The 19,637-nt window shown below is 64.5% G+C and carries 17 protein-coding genes; 4 read left to right on the forward strand and 13 right to left on the reverse strand.

What is annotated here, in order from left to right; genetic code table 11:
• The first annotated feature begins 116 nt into the window (after positions 1-116).
• Together NGM28_RS01340 and yccS are read left to right on the forward strand one after the other, a co-directional pair.
• A complete protein-coding gene (locus NGM28_RS01340) occupies positions 117-1,298 on the forward strand; it encodes a BaiN/RdsA family NAD(P)/FAD-dependent oxidoreductase (RefSeq protein WP_240067188.1) in 1,182 nt (393 codons plus the stop codon).
• Positions 1,299-1,483: 185 nt separating this feature from the next.
• The gene (yccS, locus tag NGM28_RS01345; RefSeq protein WP_252088460.1) at positions 1,484-3,667 is read left to right on the forward strand and encodes a YccS family putative transporter; all 2,184 of its coding nucleotides are present in this window, start codon (positions 1,484-1,486) and stop codon (positions 3,665-3,667) included.
• Positions 3,668-3,763: 96 nt separating this feature from the next.
• Here the strand turns inward: yccS and NGM28_RS01350 are convergent, their stop codons facing one another.
• From NGM28_RS01350 to tkt, 13 genes are all read right to left on the reverse strand, one after another.
• Positions 3,764-4,501, reverse strand: a complete 738-nt coding sequence (locus NGM28_RS01350) for a substrate-binding periplasmic protein (RefSeq protein ID WP_252088461.1) — start codon at positions 4,499-4,501, stop codon at positions 3,764-3,766.
• A 141-nt stretch (positions 4,502-4,642) separates the two neighbouring features.
• Positions 4,643-5,590 carry an ornithine cyclodeaminase family protein gene (locus tag NGM28_RS01355; protein ID WP_240067185.1) on the reverse strand — a complete coding sequence of 316 codons (948 nt, stop codon included), beginning with the start codon at positions 5,588-5,590 and terminating at the stop codon, positions 4,643-4,645.
• On the reverse strand, positions 5,587-6,606 hold the full coding sequence (locus NGM28_RS01360) for a threonine/serine dehydratase (protein WP_252088462.1): 1,020 nt from the start codon (positions 6,604-6,606) through the stop codon (positions 5,587-5,589). Before NGM28_RS01360 ends, NGM28_RS01355 begins: the two co-directional genes overlap by 4 nt.
• A gap of 75 nt (positions 6,607-6,681) precedes the next feature.
• Complete coding sequence (locus NGM28_RS01365) at positions 6,682-7,311, reverse strand: helix-turn-helix transcriptional regulator (RefSeq protein ID WP_240067183.1); 630 nt, start codon at positions 7,309-7,311, stop codon at positions 6,682-6,684.
• A 156-nt stretch (positions 7,312-7,467) separates the two neighbouring features.
• On the reverse strand, positions 7,468-7,770 hold the full coding sequence (locus NGM28_RS01370; RefSeq protein ID WP_011536010.1) for a winged helix-turn-helix domain-containing protein: 303 nt from the start codon (positions 7,768-7,770) through the stop codon (positions 7,468-7,470).
• Positions 7,771-7,784: 14 nt separating this feature from the next.
• Positions 7,785-8,285, reverse strand: a complete 501-nt coding sequence (locus tag NGM28_RS01375) for a M48 metallopeptidase family protein (protein ID WP_213658587.1) — start codon at positions 8,283-8,285, stop codon at positions 7,785-7,787.
• Between the two features lie 39 nt (positions 8,286-8,324).
• Positions 8,325-10,442 carry a putative bifunctional diguanylate cyclase/phosphodiesterase gene (locus NGM28_RS01380; RefSeq protein ID WP_240067182.1) on the reverse strand — a complete coding sequence of 706 codons (2,118 nt, stop codon included), beginning with the start codon at positions 10,440-10,442 and terminating at the stop codon, positions 8,325-8,327.
• 437 nt (positions 10,443-10,879) lie between these two features.
• Positions 10,880-11,944, reverse strand: a complete 1,065-nt coding sequence (fba, locus tag NGM28_RS01385) for a class II fructose-bisphosphate aldolase (RefSeq protein ID WP_011536013.1) — start codon at positions 11,942-11,944, stop codon at positions 10,880-10,882.
• Positions 11,945-12,043: 99 nt separating this feature from the next.
• On the reverse strand, positions 12,044-12,373 hold the full coding sequence (locus NGM28_RS01390) for an MliC family protein (protein ID WP_240067181.1): 330 nt from the start codon (positions 12,371-12,373) through the stop codon (positions 12,044-12,046).
• Positions 12,374-12,533: 160 nt separating this feature from the next.
• Positions 12,534-12,785 (reverse strand): hypothetical protein, encoded by a 252-nt coding sequence (locus NGM28_RS01395; protein ID WP_430624235.1) that lies wholly within the window; start codon positions 12,783-12,785, stop codon positions 12,534-12,536.
• Positions 12,785-13,948 carry a phosphoglycerate kinase gene (locus NGM28_RS01400; protein WP_213658591.1) on the reverse strand — a complete coding sequence of 388 codons (1,164 nt, stop codon included), beginning with the start codon at positions 13,946-13,948 and terminating at the stop codon, positions 12,785-12,787. The genes NGM28_RS01395 and NGM28_RS01400 overlap by 1 nt, the downstream gene beginning before the upstream one ends.
• A gap of 12 nt (positions 13,949-13,960) precedes the next feature.
• On the reverse strand, positions 13,961-15,022 hold the full coding sequence (epd, locus tag NGM28_RS01405; protein WP_252088463.1) for an erythrose-4-phosphate dehydrogenase: 1,062 nt from the start codon (positions 15,020-15,022) through the stop codon (positions 13,961-13,963).
• Between the two features lie 150 nt (positions 15,023-15,172).
• Positions 15,173-17,170, reverse strand: a complete 1,998-nt coding sequence (gene tkt / locus NGM28_RS01410; protein ID WP_252088464.1) for a transketolase — start codon at positions 17,168-17,170, stop codon at positions 15,173-15,175.
• A 250-nt stretch (positions 17,171-17,420) separates the two neighbouring features.
• Here tkt and NGM28_RS01415 point away from each other — a divergent pair, with 250 nt between their 5' ends.
• Both NGM28_RS01415 and metK read left to right on the forward strand, forming a co-directional pair.
• Positions 17,421-18,413, forward strand: a complete 993-nt coding sequence (locus NGM28_RS01415; protein ID WP_240066973.1) for an ArsR/SmtB family transcription factor — start codon at positions 17,421-17,423, stop codon at positions 18,411-18,413.
• Between the two features lie 19 nt (positions 18,414-18,432).
• Positions 18,433-19,623: a methionine adenosyltransferase gene (gene metK / locus NGM28_RS01420; RefSeq protein ID WP_011536020.1), complete on the forward strand. Its 1,191-nt coding sequence runs from the start codon at positions 18,433-18,435 to the stop codon at positions 19,621-19,623.
• The last annotated feature ends 14 nt before the right edge of the window (positions 19,624-19,637 follow it).

Genomic DNA, 19,637 nt, shown 5'->3' on the forward strand with positions numbered 1-19,637 from the left:
GCGGCCCTTTCGCGGCACAAGGCCGCTCCTACAAGGGATCGCGTACATCCTGTAGGAGCGGCCTTGTGCCGCGAAAGGCTGCAAGGCAGCCCCGGCAATTCTGAAGAGGTAACACCGTGCACTCCACCGACGTGATCATCCTCGGCGCCGGCGCCGCCGGCCTGATGTGTGCCCTGCTCAGCGCCCAGCGCGGGCGCCGGGTGCTGGTGCTCGACCACGCCAACAAGCCGGGCAAGAAGATCCTCATGTCCGGCGGCGGGCGCTGCAACTTCACCAACATGTACACCGAACCCGCCAACTTCCTCTCGCACAACCCGCACTTCTGCAAGTCGGCGCTGGCCCGCTACACCCAATGGGACTTCATCGAGCTGGTGTGCAAGCACGGCGTGCCGTACCACGAGAAGAAGCTCGGCCAGCTGTTCTGCGACAACAAGTCCAGCGACATCCTCGACATGCTGCTGGCCGAGTGCGATAACGCGGGCGCCGAATTGCGCATGAACACCAGCATCGAACAGATCGAGAAAACCGAGGCCGGCTACACCTTGCAGACCAGCGCCGGGCCGTTCGCCTGCCAGTCGCTGGTGATCGCCACCGGCGGCCTGTCGATCCCGACCTTGGGCGCCACCGGTTTCGGCTACCAGGTCGCCCGCCAGTTCGGCCATGAGCTGCTGCCGACCCGCGCCGGCCTGGTGCCGTTCACCATCACCGAGCCCCAGCTCAAGGCACTGTGCACCGAGTTGTCCGGCACCTCGCTGGATTGCGTCGCCAGTTGCAACGGCACGAGCTTCCGCGAAAACCTGCTGTTCACCCACCGCGGCCTGAGCGGCCCGGCGATCCTGCAGATCTCGTCGTTCTGGGAGGCCGGCGACACGGTCGAGATCAACCTGCTGCCCGACCGCGATGCGCTGGAGTGGCTGCAGGGCCAGCAGGTCGAACGCCCCAACAGCGAGCTGAAGACTGTGCTGGGCGAGGTGTTCACCCGCAAGCTGGCCACCCTGCTGGCCGAGCAGTGGTTCGTTTCGAAACCCTTGAAACAGTACACGCCGGCAGAATTGACCCAGATCGCCGAGAAACTGTCGGCCTGGCAGGTGGTGCCTTCAGGCACCGAGGGCTATCGCACCGCCGAGGTCACCCTGGGTGGCGTCGATACCCGCGAAGTGTCGTCCAAGACCATGGAATCGCTGAAGAGCCCGGGGCTCTACTTCATTGGCGAGGTGCTGGACGTGAGTGGGCACCTGGGCGGTTTCAACTTCCAGTGGGCCTGGGCTTCGGCCAACGCCGCGGCGCAGTTCGTGTAGAGTAGAATCCATTCAGCAGCACGGAACGCTTCTTGCTGGTCTGTGCTCGGAGTGCCATTTTCGGGGCAGCCTTGCAGCCCTTCGCCGGCAAGCCGGCTCCTACAGGAAAGCGCAATCTCTTGTAGGAGCCGGCTTGCCGGCGAACGGCCTCAACGGTATTCATCTGAACTCAGCCCAGGGCCATCATGTCATCGAGCTCGTTCCGCCATTCATTGCGTCGCCTGTGGGGCCAAGACAAGTTCAGCTACGCCATCCGCGTGACCATCGCCCTCACCGGCAGCATGGCCTGGTGCTGGTACCAGAACGAGATGAGCCTGCTGATTCCATTGTTCCTCGGCATCATCGCCAGCGCCCTGGCCGAGACCGACGACGGCTGGCAGGGCCGCCTCAGCGCCCTGGCCGTCACCCTGGTGTGCTTCGCCATCGCCGCCCTGTCGGTGGAGCTGCTGTTCCCCTACCCCTGGATCTTCGCTGGCGCCCTGGCCCTGGCGGCCTTCGGCCTGACCATGCTCGGGGCCCTGGGCGAGCGCTACGGCGCGATCGCCTCGGCGACGCTGATCCTGTCGGTGTACACCATGATCGGTGTGGACCAGCGCGGCGGCGAAGTCAGCGACTTCTGGCACGAGCCCTTGTTGTTGGTGGCTGGCGCGGCCTGGTACGGGTCGCTGTCGGTGCTGTGGCAGGCGCTGTTCTCCAACCAGCCGGTGCAGCAGAGCCTGGCCAAGCTGTTCTACGAGCTGGGCAGCTACCTCAAGCTCAAGGCCAGCTTGTTCGAACCGGTGCGCACCCTCGACGTCGAGGCCACGCGCCTGGAACTGGCCAAGCAGAATGGCAAGGTGGTGGCCGCGCTCAACGCCGCCAAGGAGATCATCCTGCACCGGGTCGGCAACAGCCAACCCAACTCCAAGGTCAGCCGCTACCTCAAGCTGTATTTCCTGGCCCAGGACATTCATGAGCGGGTCAGCGCCTCGCACTACCCCTACAACGCCCTGACCGATGCGTTTTTCCACAGCGACGTGATGTTCCGCTGCCAGCGCCTGCTGCGCAAACAGGGCGCGTCCTGCCAGGAACTGGCCCGGTCGATCCGCTTGCGCCAGCCCTTCGTGCTGGCCAGCGGCTACCCCGAGGCCCTGGAAGACCTCAATGCCTCGCTGGAGCACCTGCGCATCCAGAGCAACCCGGCCTGGCGCAGCCTGTTGCGCTCGCTGCGGGCACTGGCGGCCAACCTGGCGACCCTCGACCGCCTGCTCAGCGCCGCCAGCAACCCCGACAGCCTGGCCGATGCCAGCGACAGCAGCCTGCTCGACCGCTCGCCACGCACATTGAAGGATGTCTGGACGCGCCTGCGCACCCAGCTGACCCCGACCTCGCTGCTGTTCCGCCATGCCCTGCGCCTGCCCCTGGCGCTGTCGATCGGCTATGGCATGGTGCACTTGATCCACCCGACGCAGGGTTACTGGATCATCCTCACCACCTTGTTCGTCTGCCAGCCCAACTATGGCGCCACCCGACGCAAGCTGGTGCAGCGGATCTTCGGCACGGCCATCGGCCTGACCGTGGGCTGGGCGCTGTTCGACCTGTTCCCCAACCCGTTGATCCAGTCGGCCTTCGCCGTGGTGGCCGGGGTGGTGTTCTTCGTCAACCGCACCACCCGCTACACCCTGGCCACGGCGGCGATCACCCTGATGGTGCTGTTCTGCTTCAACCAGATCGGCGATGGCTACGGCCTGTTCCTGCCGCGCCTGTTCGATACCCTGGTCGGCAGCCTGATCGCCATCCTCGCGGTGTTCCTGTTCCTGCCCGACTGGCAGGGCCGACGCCTGAACAAGGTGTTGGCCAACACCCTGGCCTGCGCCAGCCAGTACCTGCGCCAGATCATGCAGCAGTACGCCCACGGCAAGCGCGACGACCTCGCCTACCGCCTGGCCCGGCGCAACGCGCACAACGCCGATGCGGCGCTGTCGACCACCCTGGCCAACATGCTCATGGAGCCTGGGCATTTCCGTAAGGAGGCCGATGTGGGCTTCCGCTTCCTGGTGCTGTCGCACACCTTGCTCAGCTACCTCTCGGGGCTGGGGGCACACCGCGACACGGCGCTGCCGGCCGAGGTGCACGAGCAACTTATCGAGGGGGCCGGGCAAGCGTTGGCCGCGAGCCTCGACGAGATCGCCAATGGCCTGGCGGCGCGGCTGCCGGTTGCGATTCACAGCGATGCCGAGGAGGCACTGGCCAACAGCCTGGAGCAGATGCCCGAGGAACTGGATGAGCATCAGCGCCTGGTGCAGTCGCAACTGGCGTTGATCTGCCGCCAGTTGGGGCCTTTGCGCACGCTGGCCGGGCATCTGATCAAGGAAGGCGAGCCCGCATGAGGTGATAGCCTTTTCGCCGGCAAAGCCGGCTCCTACAGATGCAGCGAAAACCCGCAACCTGTAGGAGCCGGCTTTGCCGGCGAACGGGCCCTCACGTCAAAAGCCATGCTGGCGCAACAACCGGTCATAGCTCCCGTCGGCCTTCATCGCCGCAATGGCCTTCTCGAAGCGCTTGACGATCTGCTGGTGCCCGGGATGCTTGAGACTCACCAGGATATGCAGGCTGTTTTCCGCCAGCGGCGGTTCGACGAAGGTCACCGCCTCGCGCACCTGTGGCGGCTCGCGCTGCAGGTTGTAGCGCGCCACATACTCGTCCTCCACCGCCAGGTTGACCCTGCCCGCTGCCAACATGCGCACTGCCGACGAAAAGCTGCGCACCGGCACCTTGTTCAGCCGGGTATCACTGTCGAAAGCCGGTGAATAGGCGTAGTCACGCACCACGGCAATGCTATAGGGGTAGAGGTCGGCGAGTTTCTGGTAGCCGAAGGTTTCACCTTCATGCTTCAGCAGGCGAATGCGGTTGGTGAGGTAAGCATCCGAGAACTGGCCGATGCGGGTGCGCTCGTCATTGAACCATGCGTTGATCAACACGTCGTAGCGCCCTTCCCCCACCCCCATCAGCGCCCGGGCCCAGGGCACCTCTTCGAACTCGGTGGCATAGCCGGCACGCGTGAGGGCGGTGGTGACGATATTGGTCGCCAGGCCGCCGCCGGGCATCCCGCTGTCGGTGAAGGGCGGCCAGCTGTCCGCCACCAGGCGCAGCTTCTCCAGGCCGGAGGCCGGACCTGCGCACAACACACACAGCAATCCAAGAACGCAAAGCAGTGGCCGCATGCTCAAATCCTTTCGCAGTGGGGGGCACACGCTGGAAATGGCGATCTTCGCTACAGACCTTGCAGATTACACAAAGCCTGTGGCCGACGGCAGCGGCAAGTAATATCAAATAGCCTCTATTTTGGTCGAACTACAGGGTCCTCAGTGCCGCAACGCCTGGTAAGCGTAGCAAGCGATCTGCGCGTCCTGGACTGCGACGCCGGTCAAGTCCGCCACAGTCAACTGTTCGTCACTGGTGCGCCCCATGCTGGGATTGCCGAGCAAGGCGCCAAGTTCCAACAGGCGCGAGCGCTCGAGCAGCCCGGCCTGCAACGCATGGGAGACCTCGCCGTACTGGCTGCATTGACTGAGCGAATCGACTACGACCAGGTCGGCCTTCGCCACCAGACATGCAGCGAGTTCCTGCTTGCCAGGCGCATCGGCACCGACTGCGGTGATATGAGTGCCAGGGCGGACCCAATCGCGTTCGAGCAGGGCTTCACGCGAAGGCGTTGCGCTGATGATGAGGTTCGCGGCCTCTGCCACGGACTGCGGCTCACGTTCCAGGCGTACCGTGAAGCCCAGCCGCTCGGCGAAATCACGGTAACTGGCCAGCCCAGCTTCGCTGCGGCCCCAGGCACTCAACTCGCGGCAGGGGGTGACCGGCATCAGTTGCTCAAGCTGCATGCGTGCCTGGGTGCCGGTGCCCAGGATGCCAATGCGCTCGACTTGGCGTGGCGCCAGCAACCGCGCCACGATGCGCCCGGCCAGGGCGGTGCGCATGCCGGTCAGCCAGCCCTGGTCGGCCAGCAGGGCCAGCGGTTGGCCCGTGCGCGCGCTGAACACCAGCATCAGGCCGTCGTTGCTTGCCAAGCCCTGCGCGGGGTTGTCGTAGAAACCCGTGGATACCTTGACGGTGAAGGTATCGCCGCCTTCGAGGTAGGCGGACTTCACGCAGCAGTCGCCATTGGCCTGGGCAAACGCGAAAGCCTGCACGGGGGGCACCTGGACCCGCCCCTGTGAATAGGCCACGAAGCCCTGCTCCAGCCAGCGCACGGCCTCGTCGAGGTCCAGGCTGGCGATGATCGCGTCACGTTCATGGATTTTCATGCCATGGCCTCGAGGAAAGTCTCCAGCTTCACGTTGCGCCCGCACAAGACCACCGCCACTTTCTTGCTCTGGTAGTCTCCCGCGACCTGCTTCATGCCTGCCAGGGCCACCGCGGCGGCACCCTCGATGATCCAGCGCTCGCAAGCGGCGGCGTCACGCATGGCCTGCTTGATTTCATCTTCACTGACCAGCACGGTTTTCTTCAGCAGCCGCTGGAGAATCGGGAAGGTGACGGCGTCCTGTTCCACGCCTCCGGCGGTCCCATCGGACAGCGTGGGTTGCTCCTCCATGTCGATGATCCGGCCAACCTCGAGCGAGCGCTGCAAGGTCGGCGCATTAGCCGGCCAGCAACCGATGATTTCGGTCGAAGGGGACAACCTGTGCAAGGCGGTGGCGATGCCGGACACCATGCCGCCGCCACCCACGGCGACGAACACCGCATCCAGGTCCGGCGCCTGGTCGAACAACTCCATGCCGATGGTGCCCTGCCCGGCGATTACTTCCAGGTCGTTGTAGGGCGAGACGAACGGCTTGCCGTGGCGTTCGGCTTCGCGGCGGGCCTGCATTTCGGCGCCAAGGGAATCGACGTCCAGCACCGACACCTCGGCGCCGAGCTGACGCATGGCCTCGATCTTCACGGGCGAGGCTTCATGGCTGACATGCACGGTCACCGGCACGCCAAGTAGCTGCCCGGCCAGCGCCAGCCCCTGACCATGATTGCCGGAAGAGGCCGCGATTACGCCCTTGGTACGTTGCTCGGCACCCAGCAGCCGCAGCTTGTTGCTGGCGCCGCGAAACTTGAAGGAGCCGGTGAGCTGAAGGTGTTCGCACTTCAGGTGGACGTCGCATCCTGTCATGGCCGAAAGGCCGGGGCTACGCGTCAGCGGCGTCACCGGCACCTGGGGGCGCAGGGCGGCATGGGCCAGGTGGATGGACTGGTACAGCTGATCGAGCGCAATGTCGTCGATTGCCACGGGTGGATACTCCTGGGTCAGACGGCGGGTACAGGCCGCCATCAATGGAATAAAAATCCACCGTAGAATATTTTTCCACTAAAAACAAGCCGGCAACAGACCACTGCCGCGCAGGCCTCAGGCCTCCCGGGCAATCTTCACGTACTTGTAGATCGTCGCCCGGCCCATGCCCAAGACATTGGCCACGTAGTCGTAGGCGCTGCCGCCGCGGAAAGCCCCTTCACCGTGCAGCGCCTCCACCAGCTCGCGCTTGTGCTCGCGGGTGAGGCCATCGAGGCTCAGGCCATGCTCCCTGAGCCAGCCATGCAGGAAGGTGTTGATGCGCTCCTGCCAATCGTCGCGGAACAGCACGTCGGGCTGGGGCAGCAAGCGGCTGGCCTGGAAGAACAGGTCCAGCGCCTGCTTGGCCTGCTCCAGCACCGAGACATTGAAATTGATGCACAGCAGCGCCTCAGGAACCCCAGCGTCATCGACCATGACGCTACTGATCGAGCGAACTTTCTGACCGTTCCAATTGAGTTTTTCGTAGGGCCCCAACGGCGTGTCGGTGCTCAGCTCACCTGGCAGGTCCTCGAGCGCCGAGTCATCACCCAACTGCCGCTTGGAGATGTTGTTGGCGATATGCACCACGGTCTGGCTGCGCAGGTCATGGACCACGACTTCGGCGTGGGGGAACAGCAGGGTGGCGACACCATCGGCCATGGCGGCGTAGTTGCTGAAACGTGCGTTGATGGCCTTGGCAGACATCGGAACATCCTGAAAATTGGGTGTGGTGTGAAGAGACCGCGCGGCCCCCTGTAGGAGCGGCTTCAGCCGCGATACAAGCGACACGCTGCATGGCACCGGCTACGCCGGTGATCGCGGCTGAAGCCGCTCCTACAGAGGTTGCATCGCACGCCCCGCTCAGGGATAGCCCAGCACTTCGCGGATCTGGCGCAGATGCTGGATGATCCACTGCTTGTCGATGGCGCCCCAGTCACGGATGCGGTAATGCCCGGCATGGTTGCGCGCCCCGGCCTGCTGCTCGAACTCGCAGACGATATCCAGGTCAGCCAGGGCGGTGATGGTGTCCTGGGCGGTGCGCCGCGGCATGCCGGTGGCCTCCATCAATGCCGGTACGCTAGTGGCGGTCTGGCTGTCGATCAGCCAGGCCACGTACAGGCGGCGGTAGAAGCTGCTGCGGGTCTTGCTCACTTCCGTGGTCATGGGGTGCTTGTCCCTCAGGTGTTGCCTGGCAGCTCCCGATAGGTCAGGTAGACGCGCAGGTCGAATTCCAATTGGTGGTAGTCCGGCTCCATATGCTGGCAGAGCTGATAGAACGCCTTGTTATGGTCGCGCTCCTTCAGATGCGCCAGCTCATGCACCACGATCATGCGCAGGAACTGCGGCGCAGCCTCCTTGAACAGCGAGGCGACGCGGATCTCCTTCTTCGCCTTGAGCTTGCCACCCTGCACCCGCGACACCGCGGTGTTGAGCCCCAACGCGCGATGGGTGAGGTCCAGGCGGTTGTCGAACAGCACCTTGTCCAGCGGCGGCGCGCTGCGCAGGTATTGTTGCTTGAGGTCCTGGGCGTAGGTGTACAGCGCCTTGTCGTTCTGCACCGCGTGACGCTCGGGGTAACGCTGCTGCAGATAGTCGCCCAGGCGTTGGCTGGCGATCATCTGGCGCACCTGTTCCTGGAGGTGAGGCGGGTAGGCTTGCAGATAGCGAAGTGCGGTCATGGCGGGTGGGTCGGACTGGGAAGACGCGAGTGTAGCCAATCACGGGGTCCAGGGGAAAATCGGCGCAAAGCCACTGGCATCGCTGGCAGTCATCGGGCGGGCGACCAGGAACCCCTGCACATAGGTGCAACCGCTGCTCTTGAGCCAATCGGCCTGGGCTTTGGTTTCAACGCCCTCGGCGATCACCGTGATGCCATAGTCGGCGCACAGGCCGATGACACTGCGGGCCATGGCGATGTCCGCCGCCGATTCCGGCAGCCGCGCCACCAAGTGGCGGTCGATCTTCAACGTGTCGATGGGCAGGTCGCGCAACATGCGCAACGAACAGTCGCCAGCGCCAAAATCATCCAGCGCCACGCGAATGCCCAGCTCACGCAGACGATGCACCTGCTTCACCGCGGCGTCGATGTTGTACATCAGCGAAGTCTCGGCCACTTCCACTTCCAGCTGGGCCGGCTGTAATCCATGCTCGTCGAGCACCCGCGCCAGCTCGTCGGCCAGGCCCGGCATGGCGAACTGCGCCCGGCTGAGGCTGATCCCCAGGACCAGCTGCGAGCCGAAGCGCTCGTCCCACTCCCGGCGCTGGGCGGCGCCCTTGCGGTAGATCCAGCTGGCCAGGCGGTTGATCAGCCGTGCCTCTTCCAGCAACGGGATGAACAGCCCGGGCGGCACATCGCCGACGCTCGGGTGCTGCCAGCGCAGCAGCGCTTCGAAGCCGCGCAGGCGACCATCGGCAAAGGCTACCTGGGGCTGGTAGACCAGCGTGAAGTCGTTCTGCTCGATGGCTTCGCGCACACTGTCTTCGAGCATCAGCCGCGAACGGGCGCGGCCATTGAGCTCTTCGTCATAGAAGCGATATTGCTGGCGCCCGGCTTGCTTGGCCGCATACATGGCAGCGTCGGCCGCGCGCAGCAGCCCTTCGACGTTGGCGCCGCAGTCCGGGTAGGTGGCGATACCGATGCTCACGCCGAGGCTGACTTCCAACCCATCGAGTTGCTGGAAGCTGCACATCCGTTCGAGCAGTTTCTCGGCATAACGCCCGGCCTGCTCCGGGTAGGGCAAACCGTCGAACAGCGCGGTGAACTCGTCCCCACCCATGCGCGCCAGCAATGCCTCGCTGCCCAGGCATTCCTTGAGCTGCTCGGCGACCCAGCGCAGCACCTTGTCCCCGGCTTCATGCCCGAGCAGGTCGTTGATCCGCTTGAAACCGTCCAGGTCCATGTACATCAGGGCACGGACCTTGTCGGAGCGCTCGTTGCGCATCAACGCGCCCTCGGCGGCCTGGTAGAAACCACGGCGGTTGAGCAGGCCTGTCAGCGGGTCGGTGACCGCCTGGTACTCCAACTGCTGGTGCAGGCTGCGCACCACCGACATGTCCAGCACCGTCACCACCATCGCCCGCTGCTCGGCGGGCAGCGGCGCGCAGGAAAGTGCCACAGGTATCAGCTGGCCGTTGACCGAGCGCAATTGCGCGTCGTGGACCCGGAAGATCTGGCGCTTGAGGTAAGCCTGGTAAAAGTCCGACTCATGCCACAGGTTGGCGCATGGCAACTGGATCAGGTCCAGCACATGCGCGCCCTGCAGCTTCTCCACCGGTGTGTCGAGCAGGCGCGAGATGGCCGGGTTGGCGAAATTGATGGTGCCCGACTCGTCCACCACCAGGATGCCCTCGGCGGCGTTTTCCAGGATCGAGGCATTGAAGGCACGGGCCGATTCCAGCTCGCGGGTCAGGCTCTGCAGCATGCGCCGATTGCGCTGTTGTTCGAGCAGCGCCTGGACTTTCGGCTTGAGGATCTGCGGGTCGAACGGTTTGAACAGGTAGTCCACCGCGCCATTGGCGTAGCCCTTGAGCACGGCGGCCTCGGACTGTTCATTGGCGGTGAGGAAAATGATCGGCGTCAGCCGGGTGCGTTGGCTGCCACGCATCAGCCGGGCGACCTCGAAGCCGTCCATCTCGGGCATCTGCACATCGAGCAGCACGAGGTCGACCTCGTTTTCCAGCAGGGCACTCAGGGCTTCCATCCCTGAGCTGGCGGTCAATACTTGCCAGTCCTGGCGGGACAGCAAGGCCCGCATGCTGATGAGATTCTCCGGATAATCGTCTACGACGAGCAGAACCGAGCGATTGTCCGGTGGTTGAGTGTGAGCGACATCCATGCTGCTTCTCTTGTTAGGCCGATTACGACGAGCCATTGGATCCGATCTTTACTCTAGACTCGGCGACCGAAGACGCAACGCGTGCAGATGGCTATAAGCCATCGGAAGTGATGTTAGCCGACTAACGGTATAAGCGCCGCGCGAGCGACACATGAACGTGCGGGAGCGGGCTTACCAGCCAAAGCCTTGCGCGACGCCTGTAGGAGCGGCCTCGTGCCGCGAAAGGGCCGCAAAGCGGCCCCGGCGATCTTTGTTCAACCTGAAATCCTGGGGCCGCTACGCAGCCCTTTCGCGGCACAAGGCCGCTCCTTCAGGGGCCGGTGTGAATCATGAACACCTGCGAGACTGTCACGCCCCTCAAGGGAAAAGGCATAGGGGATTCACACGCACAAAAAAAACCCGCATCGCTGCGGGTTCTTTCGTGAAGCGGCGCCGGATCAGTTGATCTTGGCGGCCAGCTCGCCCTTGGCGTAGCGCTGGAACATGCCTTCCAGGGAAATCGGCTTGATCTTCGAGGCGTTGCCGGCAGTGCCGAAGGCTTCGTAGCGAGCGATGCACACGTCACGCATGGCCTTGACGGTTTCACCGAAGAACTTGCGTGGGTCGAACTCGCTCGGGTTCTGCGCCATCAGGCGACGCATGGCGCCGGTGGAGGCCAGGCGCAGGTCGGTGTCGATGTTGACCTTGCGCACGCCATACTTGATGCCTTCGACGATCTCTTCGACCGGCACGCCGTAGGTCTCTTTGATGTCGCCACCGTACTGGTTGATGATCGCCAGCCACTCTTGCGGCACCGAGGACGAACCGTGCATCACCAGGTGGGTGTTGGGGATGCGCTTGTGGATTTCCTTGATACGGTCGATCGCCAGCACGTCACCGGTCGGTGGCTTGGTGAACTTGTAGGCGCCGTGGCTGGTACCGATGGCGATGGCCAGGGCGTCCACCTGAGTCTTCTTGACGAAGTCGGCGGCTTCTTCCGGGTCGGTCAGCATCTGGCTGTGGTCCAGCACGCCTTCGGCGCCGATGCCGTCTTCTTCACCGGCCATGCCGGTTTCCAGCGAACCCAGGCAACCCAGCTCGCCTTCCACCGAAACACCGCAGGCGTGCGCCATGGCAACGGTCTGCTGGGTGACGCGGACGTTGTACTCGTACTCGGTCGGGGTCTTGCCGTCTTCACCCAGCGAGCCGTCCATCATCACCGAGCTGAAGCCCAGCTGGATCGAGCGCTGGCACACGTCAGGGCTGGTGCCGTGGTCCTGGTGCATGCACACCGGGATGTGCGGGAACTCTTCGATGGCCGCCAGGATCAGGTGGCGCAGGAACGGGGCACCCGCGTACTTGCGCGCACCGGCGGAGGCCTGGACGATGACCGGAGAGTCGGTCTTGTCGGCGGCTTCCATGATGGCGCGCATCTGCTCAAGGTTGTTGACGTTGAAAGCTGGAACGCCGTAACCGAACTCGGCGGCGTGGTCCAGCATCTGGCGCATGCTAATGAGTGCCATTGTGTATCTCTCTCCCGACAAGCGTCGTTGTTTCGTGCAAGCCTGCCGCAGGGGCGGTTGCTGTTCAAGTAGTGTGGGCCATCCATGCGGCCCGGCCAGTCACGGTGCCTTGCAGCCCCGCCCAATCAGATCGTTGGTCGCCACCCAGTACACCAGGCCTTCATTGCCTTTGGTGTGCAGGGCCAGCACGCCATCGCTGTACAGCGCGCCCGAGGCGCCCGGCTCGGACTTGAGCCGGTAGACCTGGTCGCCGCCGCCGAGGCGCACGTCGACCGCATCCTGTTTTGCGTCAGCGAAACGCCACAACACCTCGGCCTGGCTGTCGCAGACCCAGCGGGTCCAGTTGTCCGCCGGGGCAGGCTGGGCAGGTTGCAGCATCGAGCAGCCTGCCAGAGTCGCCAGGGCCAGAGCGGCCAGAAGCGCTTTCATCTTAAAACCTCGTTGAGGGCTGCTATGCAGCCCATCGCCGGCAAAGCCGGCTCCTACAAGGATCGCGTCGCCTGTAGGAGCCGGCTTTGCCGGCGATGGGCCGCACAGCGGCCCCAATGTCCAAGACCACGAAACCTGCTTTAGGTTGCCCGCCACCCGATCAAGGGCAGCCCGCCGCCTTGCGCTGGTGTTCGTCGTCGTATTTTTCCAGGCCGTCCGGGCCCAGGCGCTTGTTGATCACCGGCGCGGTCTCGGCCTGCCACTGGGACTGGTAGCAGCCGCCCTGGGGCGGCTGCGCCGGGTCTGCGTCGCTGCCCCGGTTGCTGGAGCAGGCGCCCAGCAACACGGCCACGATCATCACAGGCAATTGCTTGACCATCAGGTCGCTCCCTTTGCCAGGCGCCTTCAAAATCAGGCCTTGGCCCGCTCTTCCAGGATTGCCACCGCTGGCAGGACCTTGCCCTCGACGAACTCGAGGAACGCGCCACCACCGGTAGAAATGTAGGAGATATCGGCACCAACGCCATACTTGTCGATGGCCGCCAGGGTGTCACCGCCACCGGCGATGGAGAACGCGGCGCTGTCGGCGATGGCCTTGGCCAGCACCTTGGTGCCGTTGCCGAACTGGTCGAACTCGAACACGCCAACCGGACCGTTCCACAGGATAGTCTTCGAGGTCTTCAGCAACTCGGCGAACTGCTCGGCGGTCTTTGGGCCGATGTCCAGGATCATGTCGTCGGCCGCCACGTCGGCGATGGCCTTCACAGTGGCTTCGGCGTCTTCGGCGAATGCCTTGGCAACCACCACATCGACCGGCAGCGGCACGCTGACCTTGGCGGCGATGGCCTTGGCGGTCTCGACCAGGTCAGGCTCGTACAGCGACTTGCCGACCGGGTGACCGGCGGCGGCGAGGAAGGTGTTGGCGATGCCGCCACCGACGATCAGCTGATCACACACGGTGCTCAGGCTGTTCAGTACGTCCAGCTTGGTGGAAACCTTGGAGCCGGCGACGATGGCGGCCATCGGCTTGGCCGGGGCTTTCAGGGCCTTGCCCAGGGCATCCAGCTCGGCAGCCAGCAGCGGGCCTGCGGCCGCGACCTTGGCAAACTTGGCAACACCGTGGGTGGAACCCTCGGCGCGGTGGGCGGTGCCGAAGGCGTCCATGACGAACACGTCGCACAGGGCAGCGTACTTCTGCGCCAGCTCGTCGGCGTTCTTCTTCTCGCCCTTGTTGAAGCGCACGTTCTCGAACAGCACCAGGTCACCGGCCTTCACTTCGACGCCGTCGAGGTAATCGGCGACCAGCGGCACGTCGCGACCCAGGGCCTTGCTCAGGTAAGCGGCGACCGGCTTCAGGCTGTTCTCTTCGGAGAACTCGCCTTCGGTCGGGCGGCCCAGGTGCGAGCAGACCATTACCGCCGCACCCTTTTCCAGGGCCAGCTTGATGGTCGGCAGCGCTGCCAGGATACGCGCGTCGCTGGTTACCACACCGTCCTTCACAGGCACGTTGAGGTCTTCGCGGATCAGTACGCGCTTACCTTGCAGGTCGAGGTCGGTCATCTTCAACACGGTCATGAATGCAGTCCTTCAGGGCTGTTTGCTGCGGGTGGGGTGGACGACGTGCAGAAAGTGTTCGGCAACGTCGAGCATACGGTTGGCGAACCCCCATTCGTTGTCGAACCAGGCCAGCAGGTTCACCAGGCGTGGGCCTGAGACGCGGGTCTGGCTGGCATCGACGATGGCCGAATGCGGGTCATGGTTGAAATCACAGCTGGCGTGGGGCAGCTCGGTGTAGGCCAGCAGGCCTTTCAGCGGGCCGTCCAGGGCGGCCTCGCGCAGCACCCGGTTGACTTCCTCGGTGCTGGTGTCGCGGGAGGTCTGCAGGGTGATGTCCAGGCACGACACGTTGACAGTGGGTACACGTACCGCTTTGGCCTGGATTCGCCCGGCAAGTTCCGGCAGCAGGCGCTCGATGCCGCGCGCCAGGCCAGTGGACACCGGGATCACCGACTGGAACGCCGAACGGGTGCGGCGCAGGTCTTCGTGGTGGTAGGCGTCGATCACCGGCTGGTCGTTCATCGCCGAGTGGATGGTGGTGATCTGCACATACTCGATGCCGAAGGCTTGGTCCAGCACGCGCAGCAGCGGCACGCCGCAGTTGGTGGTGCACGAAGCGTTCGACAGCAGCAGCTCGTCGCCGGTCAGGCAATCCTGGTTCACGCCATAGACCACCGTGGCATCGACATCCGCCTCGCTGGCCATGGGCTGGGAGAACAGCACCCGGGGCGCGCCGGCGTCGATGAAACGCTGACCGTCGGCCCGGGTGTTGTAGGCACCGGAGCACTCCAGCACCAGGTCGATGCCCAGGGCCGCCCAATCGATGCCTTCAGGGGTGGCGCTGCGCAACACTTTCACGCAGTCGCCATTGATATGCAGACAGTCGCCGTCGACCTTCACCTCGCCGGGGAAACGCCCGTGGGTGGAGTCGAAGCGCGTCAGGTACTCCAGACTGGCCTGGTCGGCCAGGTCGTTCAGCGCGACGATCTCGAAACCGGCCTTCGCCCCTCGCTCAAACAGCGCGCGCAGGACACAGCGGCCGATGCGGCCGTAACCGTTGAGTGCAACTTTGTAGGGACGCGGGTGGGGCATAGGTAGCTCTTGAACTCCGGCGGTTGAACGGGGCCGCTGCGCGGCCCATTCGCGGCACAAGGCCGCTCCTACAGGGAACGGCATGCGCAGTGCCCTGTAGGAGCGGCCTTGTGCCGCGAACGAGGGCCAAAGGCCCTCGCCTTTCCTGTATCAGTCTTCCAGCAGCTCTTCGGCGGTGCCCAGGATGTTGTCCAGGGTGAAACCGAACTCCTCGAACAGCGCGCTGGCCGGCGCCGACTCACCGTAGGTGGTCATGCCGATCACGCGGCCTTCGAGGCCGACGTACTTGTACCAGAAGTCAGCATGAGCGGCTTCGATGGCGATGCGCGCACCGACTTGCAGCGGCAGTACCGACTGCTTGTAGGCGGCATCCTGGGCGTCGAACACGCTGGTGCTCGGCATCGACACGACGCGAACCTTGCGGCCCTGCTCGGTCAGCTTGTCGAACGCCTGAACCGCCAGGCCCACTTCGGAACCGGTGGCGATCAGGATCAGCTCTGGCTCGCCGGCGCAGTCTTTCAACACGTAACCGCCACGGGCGATATCAGCGATCTGCTGGGCGTCGCGTGGCTGATGCTGCAGGTTCTGGCGCGAGAAGATCAGCGCCGACGGGCCGTCCTTGCGCTCCAGGGCAGCTTTCCAGGACACGGCGGACTCGACCGCGTCGGCCGGGCGCCAGGTGTCCAGGTTAGGGGTGCTGCGCAGGCTGGTCAGCTGCTCGATCGGCTGGTGGGTCGGGCCGTCTTCGCCCAGGCCGATGGAGTCGTGGGTGTAGACGTGGATCACACGTTGCTTCATCAGCGCGGACATGCGCACCGCGTTGCGGGCGTACTCCATGAACATCAGGAAGGTCGCGCCGTAAGGGACCAGGCCGCCGTGCAGGGCGACGCCGTTCATGATCGCGGTCATGCCGAACTCGCGTACGCCGTAGAAGACGTAGTTGCCGCTGGCGTCGTTGGCTTCGACGCCCTTGCAACCTTTCCACAGGGTCAGGTTGGAGCCGGCGAGGTCGGCCGAGCCGCCGAGGAACTCAGGCAGCAGCGGGCCGAAGGCATTCAGGGCGTTCTGGCTGGCCTTGCGGCTGGCGATGGTTTCGCCCTTGGCGGCGACTTCCGCGATGTAGGCGGCGGCCTTTTCCGAGAAGTCAGCCGGCAGCTCGCCGCTCAGGCGACGCTTGAGCTCGCTGGCCAGCTCAGGGAAGGCAGCAGCGTAAGCAGCGAAGCGCTGGTCCCACTCGGCTTCGACTTTGGCACCATTGGCCTTGGCATCCCACTCGGCATAGATATCGGCCGGGACTTCGAACGGTGCGTGGTTCCAGTTCAGTTCCTTGCGGGCCAGGGCGATTTCGTCGTTGCCCAGCGGAGCACCGTGGCAGTCTTCCTTGCCCTGCTTGTTCGGCGAGCCGAAACCAATGATCGTTTTGCAGCAGATCAGGGTCGGACGGTCGCTCTTGCGCGCGGTGTCGATCGCGGTGCGGATCTCGTCGGCGTCATGGCCGTCGACGTTGCGGATCACCAGCCAGCCGTAGGACTCGAAGCGCTTCGGCGTGTCGTCGGTGAACCAGCCTTCCACTTCACCGTCGATGGAGATGCCGTTGTCGTCGTAGAAGGCGACCAGCTTGTTCAGGCCCAGGGTGCCGGCCAGCGAGGCGACCTCGTGGGAGATGCCTTCCATCATGCAGCCGTCGCCGAGGAACACGTAGGTGTTGTGGTCGACGATGTTGTGGCCTTCACGGTTGAACTGGGCGGCCAGTACTTTTTCCGCCAGGGCGAAGCCCACGGCGTTGGCCAGGCCCTGGCCCAGCGGGCCGGTGGTGGTCTCGACGCCCGGGGTGTAGCCGAACTCCGGGTGGCCCGGGGTGCGGCTGTGCAGCTGGCGGAACGACTTGAGGTCATCAATGGTGACGTCGTAGCCGGTCAGGTGCAGCAGCGAATAGATCAGCATCGAGCCGTGGCCGTTGGACAGCACGAAGCGGTCGCGGTCGGCGAAGCTCGGGTTGCTCGGGTTGTGCTTCAGGTAGTCGCGCCAAAGCACTTCGGCGATATCCGCCATACCCATGGGGGCACCTGGGTGGCCGCTGTTGGCCTTTTGCACGGCATCCATGCTGAGGGCACGAATGGCGTTGGCACGTTCACGACGGCTGGGCATCGCTGAGTCTCCTGGGGCTTGAATAAGTAGTGAAACGAAAAAAGGCGGCCATTTTCGCCCACTGCGGGGGCCGGGGGCAAACATTTAAGCGCCAAGCGGCAAGCTTTAAGCTGCAAGCCAAGATAGCGGGGCAGCTGATCTGCCCTTTATCTTGCGGCTTGGTGCTTGCCGCTTGCAGCCTGTCGCCAATATCAAAACTTTTTGATATTGGTCTTGCTAGGGCAACGATGCCTGTCTAGACTCCCGCCCCATGAACGTCAACGCCCCTATCACGCCTCAACGTAACGACGCACTGGCCGCCCTGTGCAAGGCCAGCGGCGACCCGTTGCGCCTGAACGTGCTGCGGGCGCTGGCCAACGACTCGTTCGGCGTGCTGGAACTGGCGCAGATCTTCGACATCGGCCAGTCAGGCATGAGCCACCACCTGAAAGTGCTGGCCCAGGCCGACCTGGTCGCGACCCGCCGCGAAGGCAACGCGATCTTCTACCGCCGCGCCCTGCCCGACAGCCAGCGCCTGGGCGGCCGCCTGCACACGGCGCTGCTCGAAGAGGTGGACGACCTCGCGCTGGCCCAGGACGTGCAAGCGCGCATCGCCCAGGTCCAACAGCGCCGCGCGGCCACCAGCCAGGACTTCTTCCTGCGCGTGGAAGAGAAGTTCCGCGCCCAGCAAGACCTGATTGCCGGCCTGCCGCAATACCGCGAGAGCCTGCTGGCGCTGCTCGACAACCTGAGTTTCGAGGCCGGCGCCAGTGCCCTGGAGGTCGGCCCCGGTGACGGCGGTTTCCTGCCCGACCTGGCACGGCGCTTCGCCCAGGTCACGGCCATGGACAACAGCCCGACCATGCTCGAACTGGCCCGCCAGGTCTGCGAGCGCAACGAATTGAGTAACGTAAACCTGCAGTTGGCCGATGCACTGGGTGCAACGGATGTGGAAGCCGACTGCGTCGTGCTGAACATGGTGCTGCACCATTTCAGCGACCCGGCCCTGGCCTTGCGCCTGCTGGCCAAACGGGTGAAGGCGGGCGGCAGCCTGCTGGTCACCGAGCTGTGCAGCCATGACCAGGGGTGGGCCCGCGAAGCCTGCGGCGACCTGTGGCTTGGCTTCGAGCAGGACGACCTGGCCCGTTGGGCCGACGCTGCCGGGCTGACCCCCGGGGACAGCCTCTACGTAGGCTTGCGTAACGGTTTCCAGATCCAGGTCCGGCACTTCCAGCGGGCCGCTGGCGACACACAACATCGGTAAATTTCAGGAACCCATCGAGATGAGCGAATACTCCCTTTTCACCTCCGAGTCCGTGTCCGAAGGGCATCCGGACAAGATCGCCGACCAGATCTCCGACGCAGTCCTGGACGCGATCATCGCCCAGGATAAATACGCCCGCGTCGCCTGCGAGACCCTGGTCAAGACCGGTGTCGCCATCATCGCCGGCGAAGTCACCACCTCGGCCTGGGTCGACCTGGAAGAGTTGGTGCGCAAAGTGATCATCGACATCGGCTACAACAGCTCCGACGTCGGCTTCGACGGCGCCACCTGCGCCGTGATGAACATCATCGGCAAGCAGTCGGTGGACATCGCCCAAGGCGTCGACCGCTCCAAGCCGGAAGACCAGGGCGCCGGCGACCAGGGCCTGATGTTCGGCTACGCCAGCAACGAGACCGACGTGCTGATGCCCGCCCCGATCTGCTTCTCGCACCGCCTGGTCGAGCGTCAGGCCGAAGCGCGCAAGTCCGGCCTGCTGCCTTGGCTGCGCCCGGACGCCAAGTCCCAGGTCACCTGCCGCTATGAAAACGGCCGGGTCGTGGGTATCGACGCCGTCGTCCTGTCCACCCAGCACAACCCTGAAGTGTCGCAGAAAGACCTGCAGGAAGCGGTGATGGAACTGATCGTCAAGCACACCCTGCCGGCCGAGCTGCTGCACAAGGGCACCCAGTACCACATCAACCCGACCGGCAACTTCATCATCGGCGGCCCGGTGGGCGACTGCGGCCTGACCGGTCGCAAGATCATCGTCGACAGCTACGGTGGCATGGCCCGCCACGGCGGTGGCGCGTTCTCCGGCAAGGACCCGTCCAAGGTCGACCGTTCGGCCGCTTACGCCGGCCGTTACGTAGCCAAGAACATCGTCGCCGCGGGCCTTGCCGAGCGCTGCGAGATCCAGGTGTCCTACGCCATCGGCGTGGCCCAGCCGACCTCCATCTCGATCAACACCTTCGGCACCGGCAAGGTGTCCGACGACAAGATCGTCCAGCTGGTACGCGAGTGCTTCGACCTGCGCCCGTACGCCATCACCAAGATGCTCGACCTGCTGCACCCGATGTACCAGGAAACCGCCGCCTACGGTCACTTCGGCCGTACCCCGCAGCAGAAGACCGTCGGCGACGACACCTTCACCACCTTCACCTGGGAGCGCACCGACCGTGCCCAGGCGCTGCGTGACGCTGCCGGCCTGTAAGCCTCCTACAGCGG

Source organism: Pseudomonas sp. MWU13-3659 (genome assembly GCF_023757525.1).
In the GTDB taxonomy this organism is placed as follows: domain Bacteria; phylum Pseudomonadota; class Gammaproteobacteria; order Pseudomonadales; family Pseudomonadaceae; genus Aquipseudomonas; species Aquipseudomonas entomophila_E.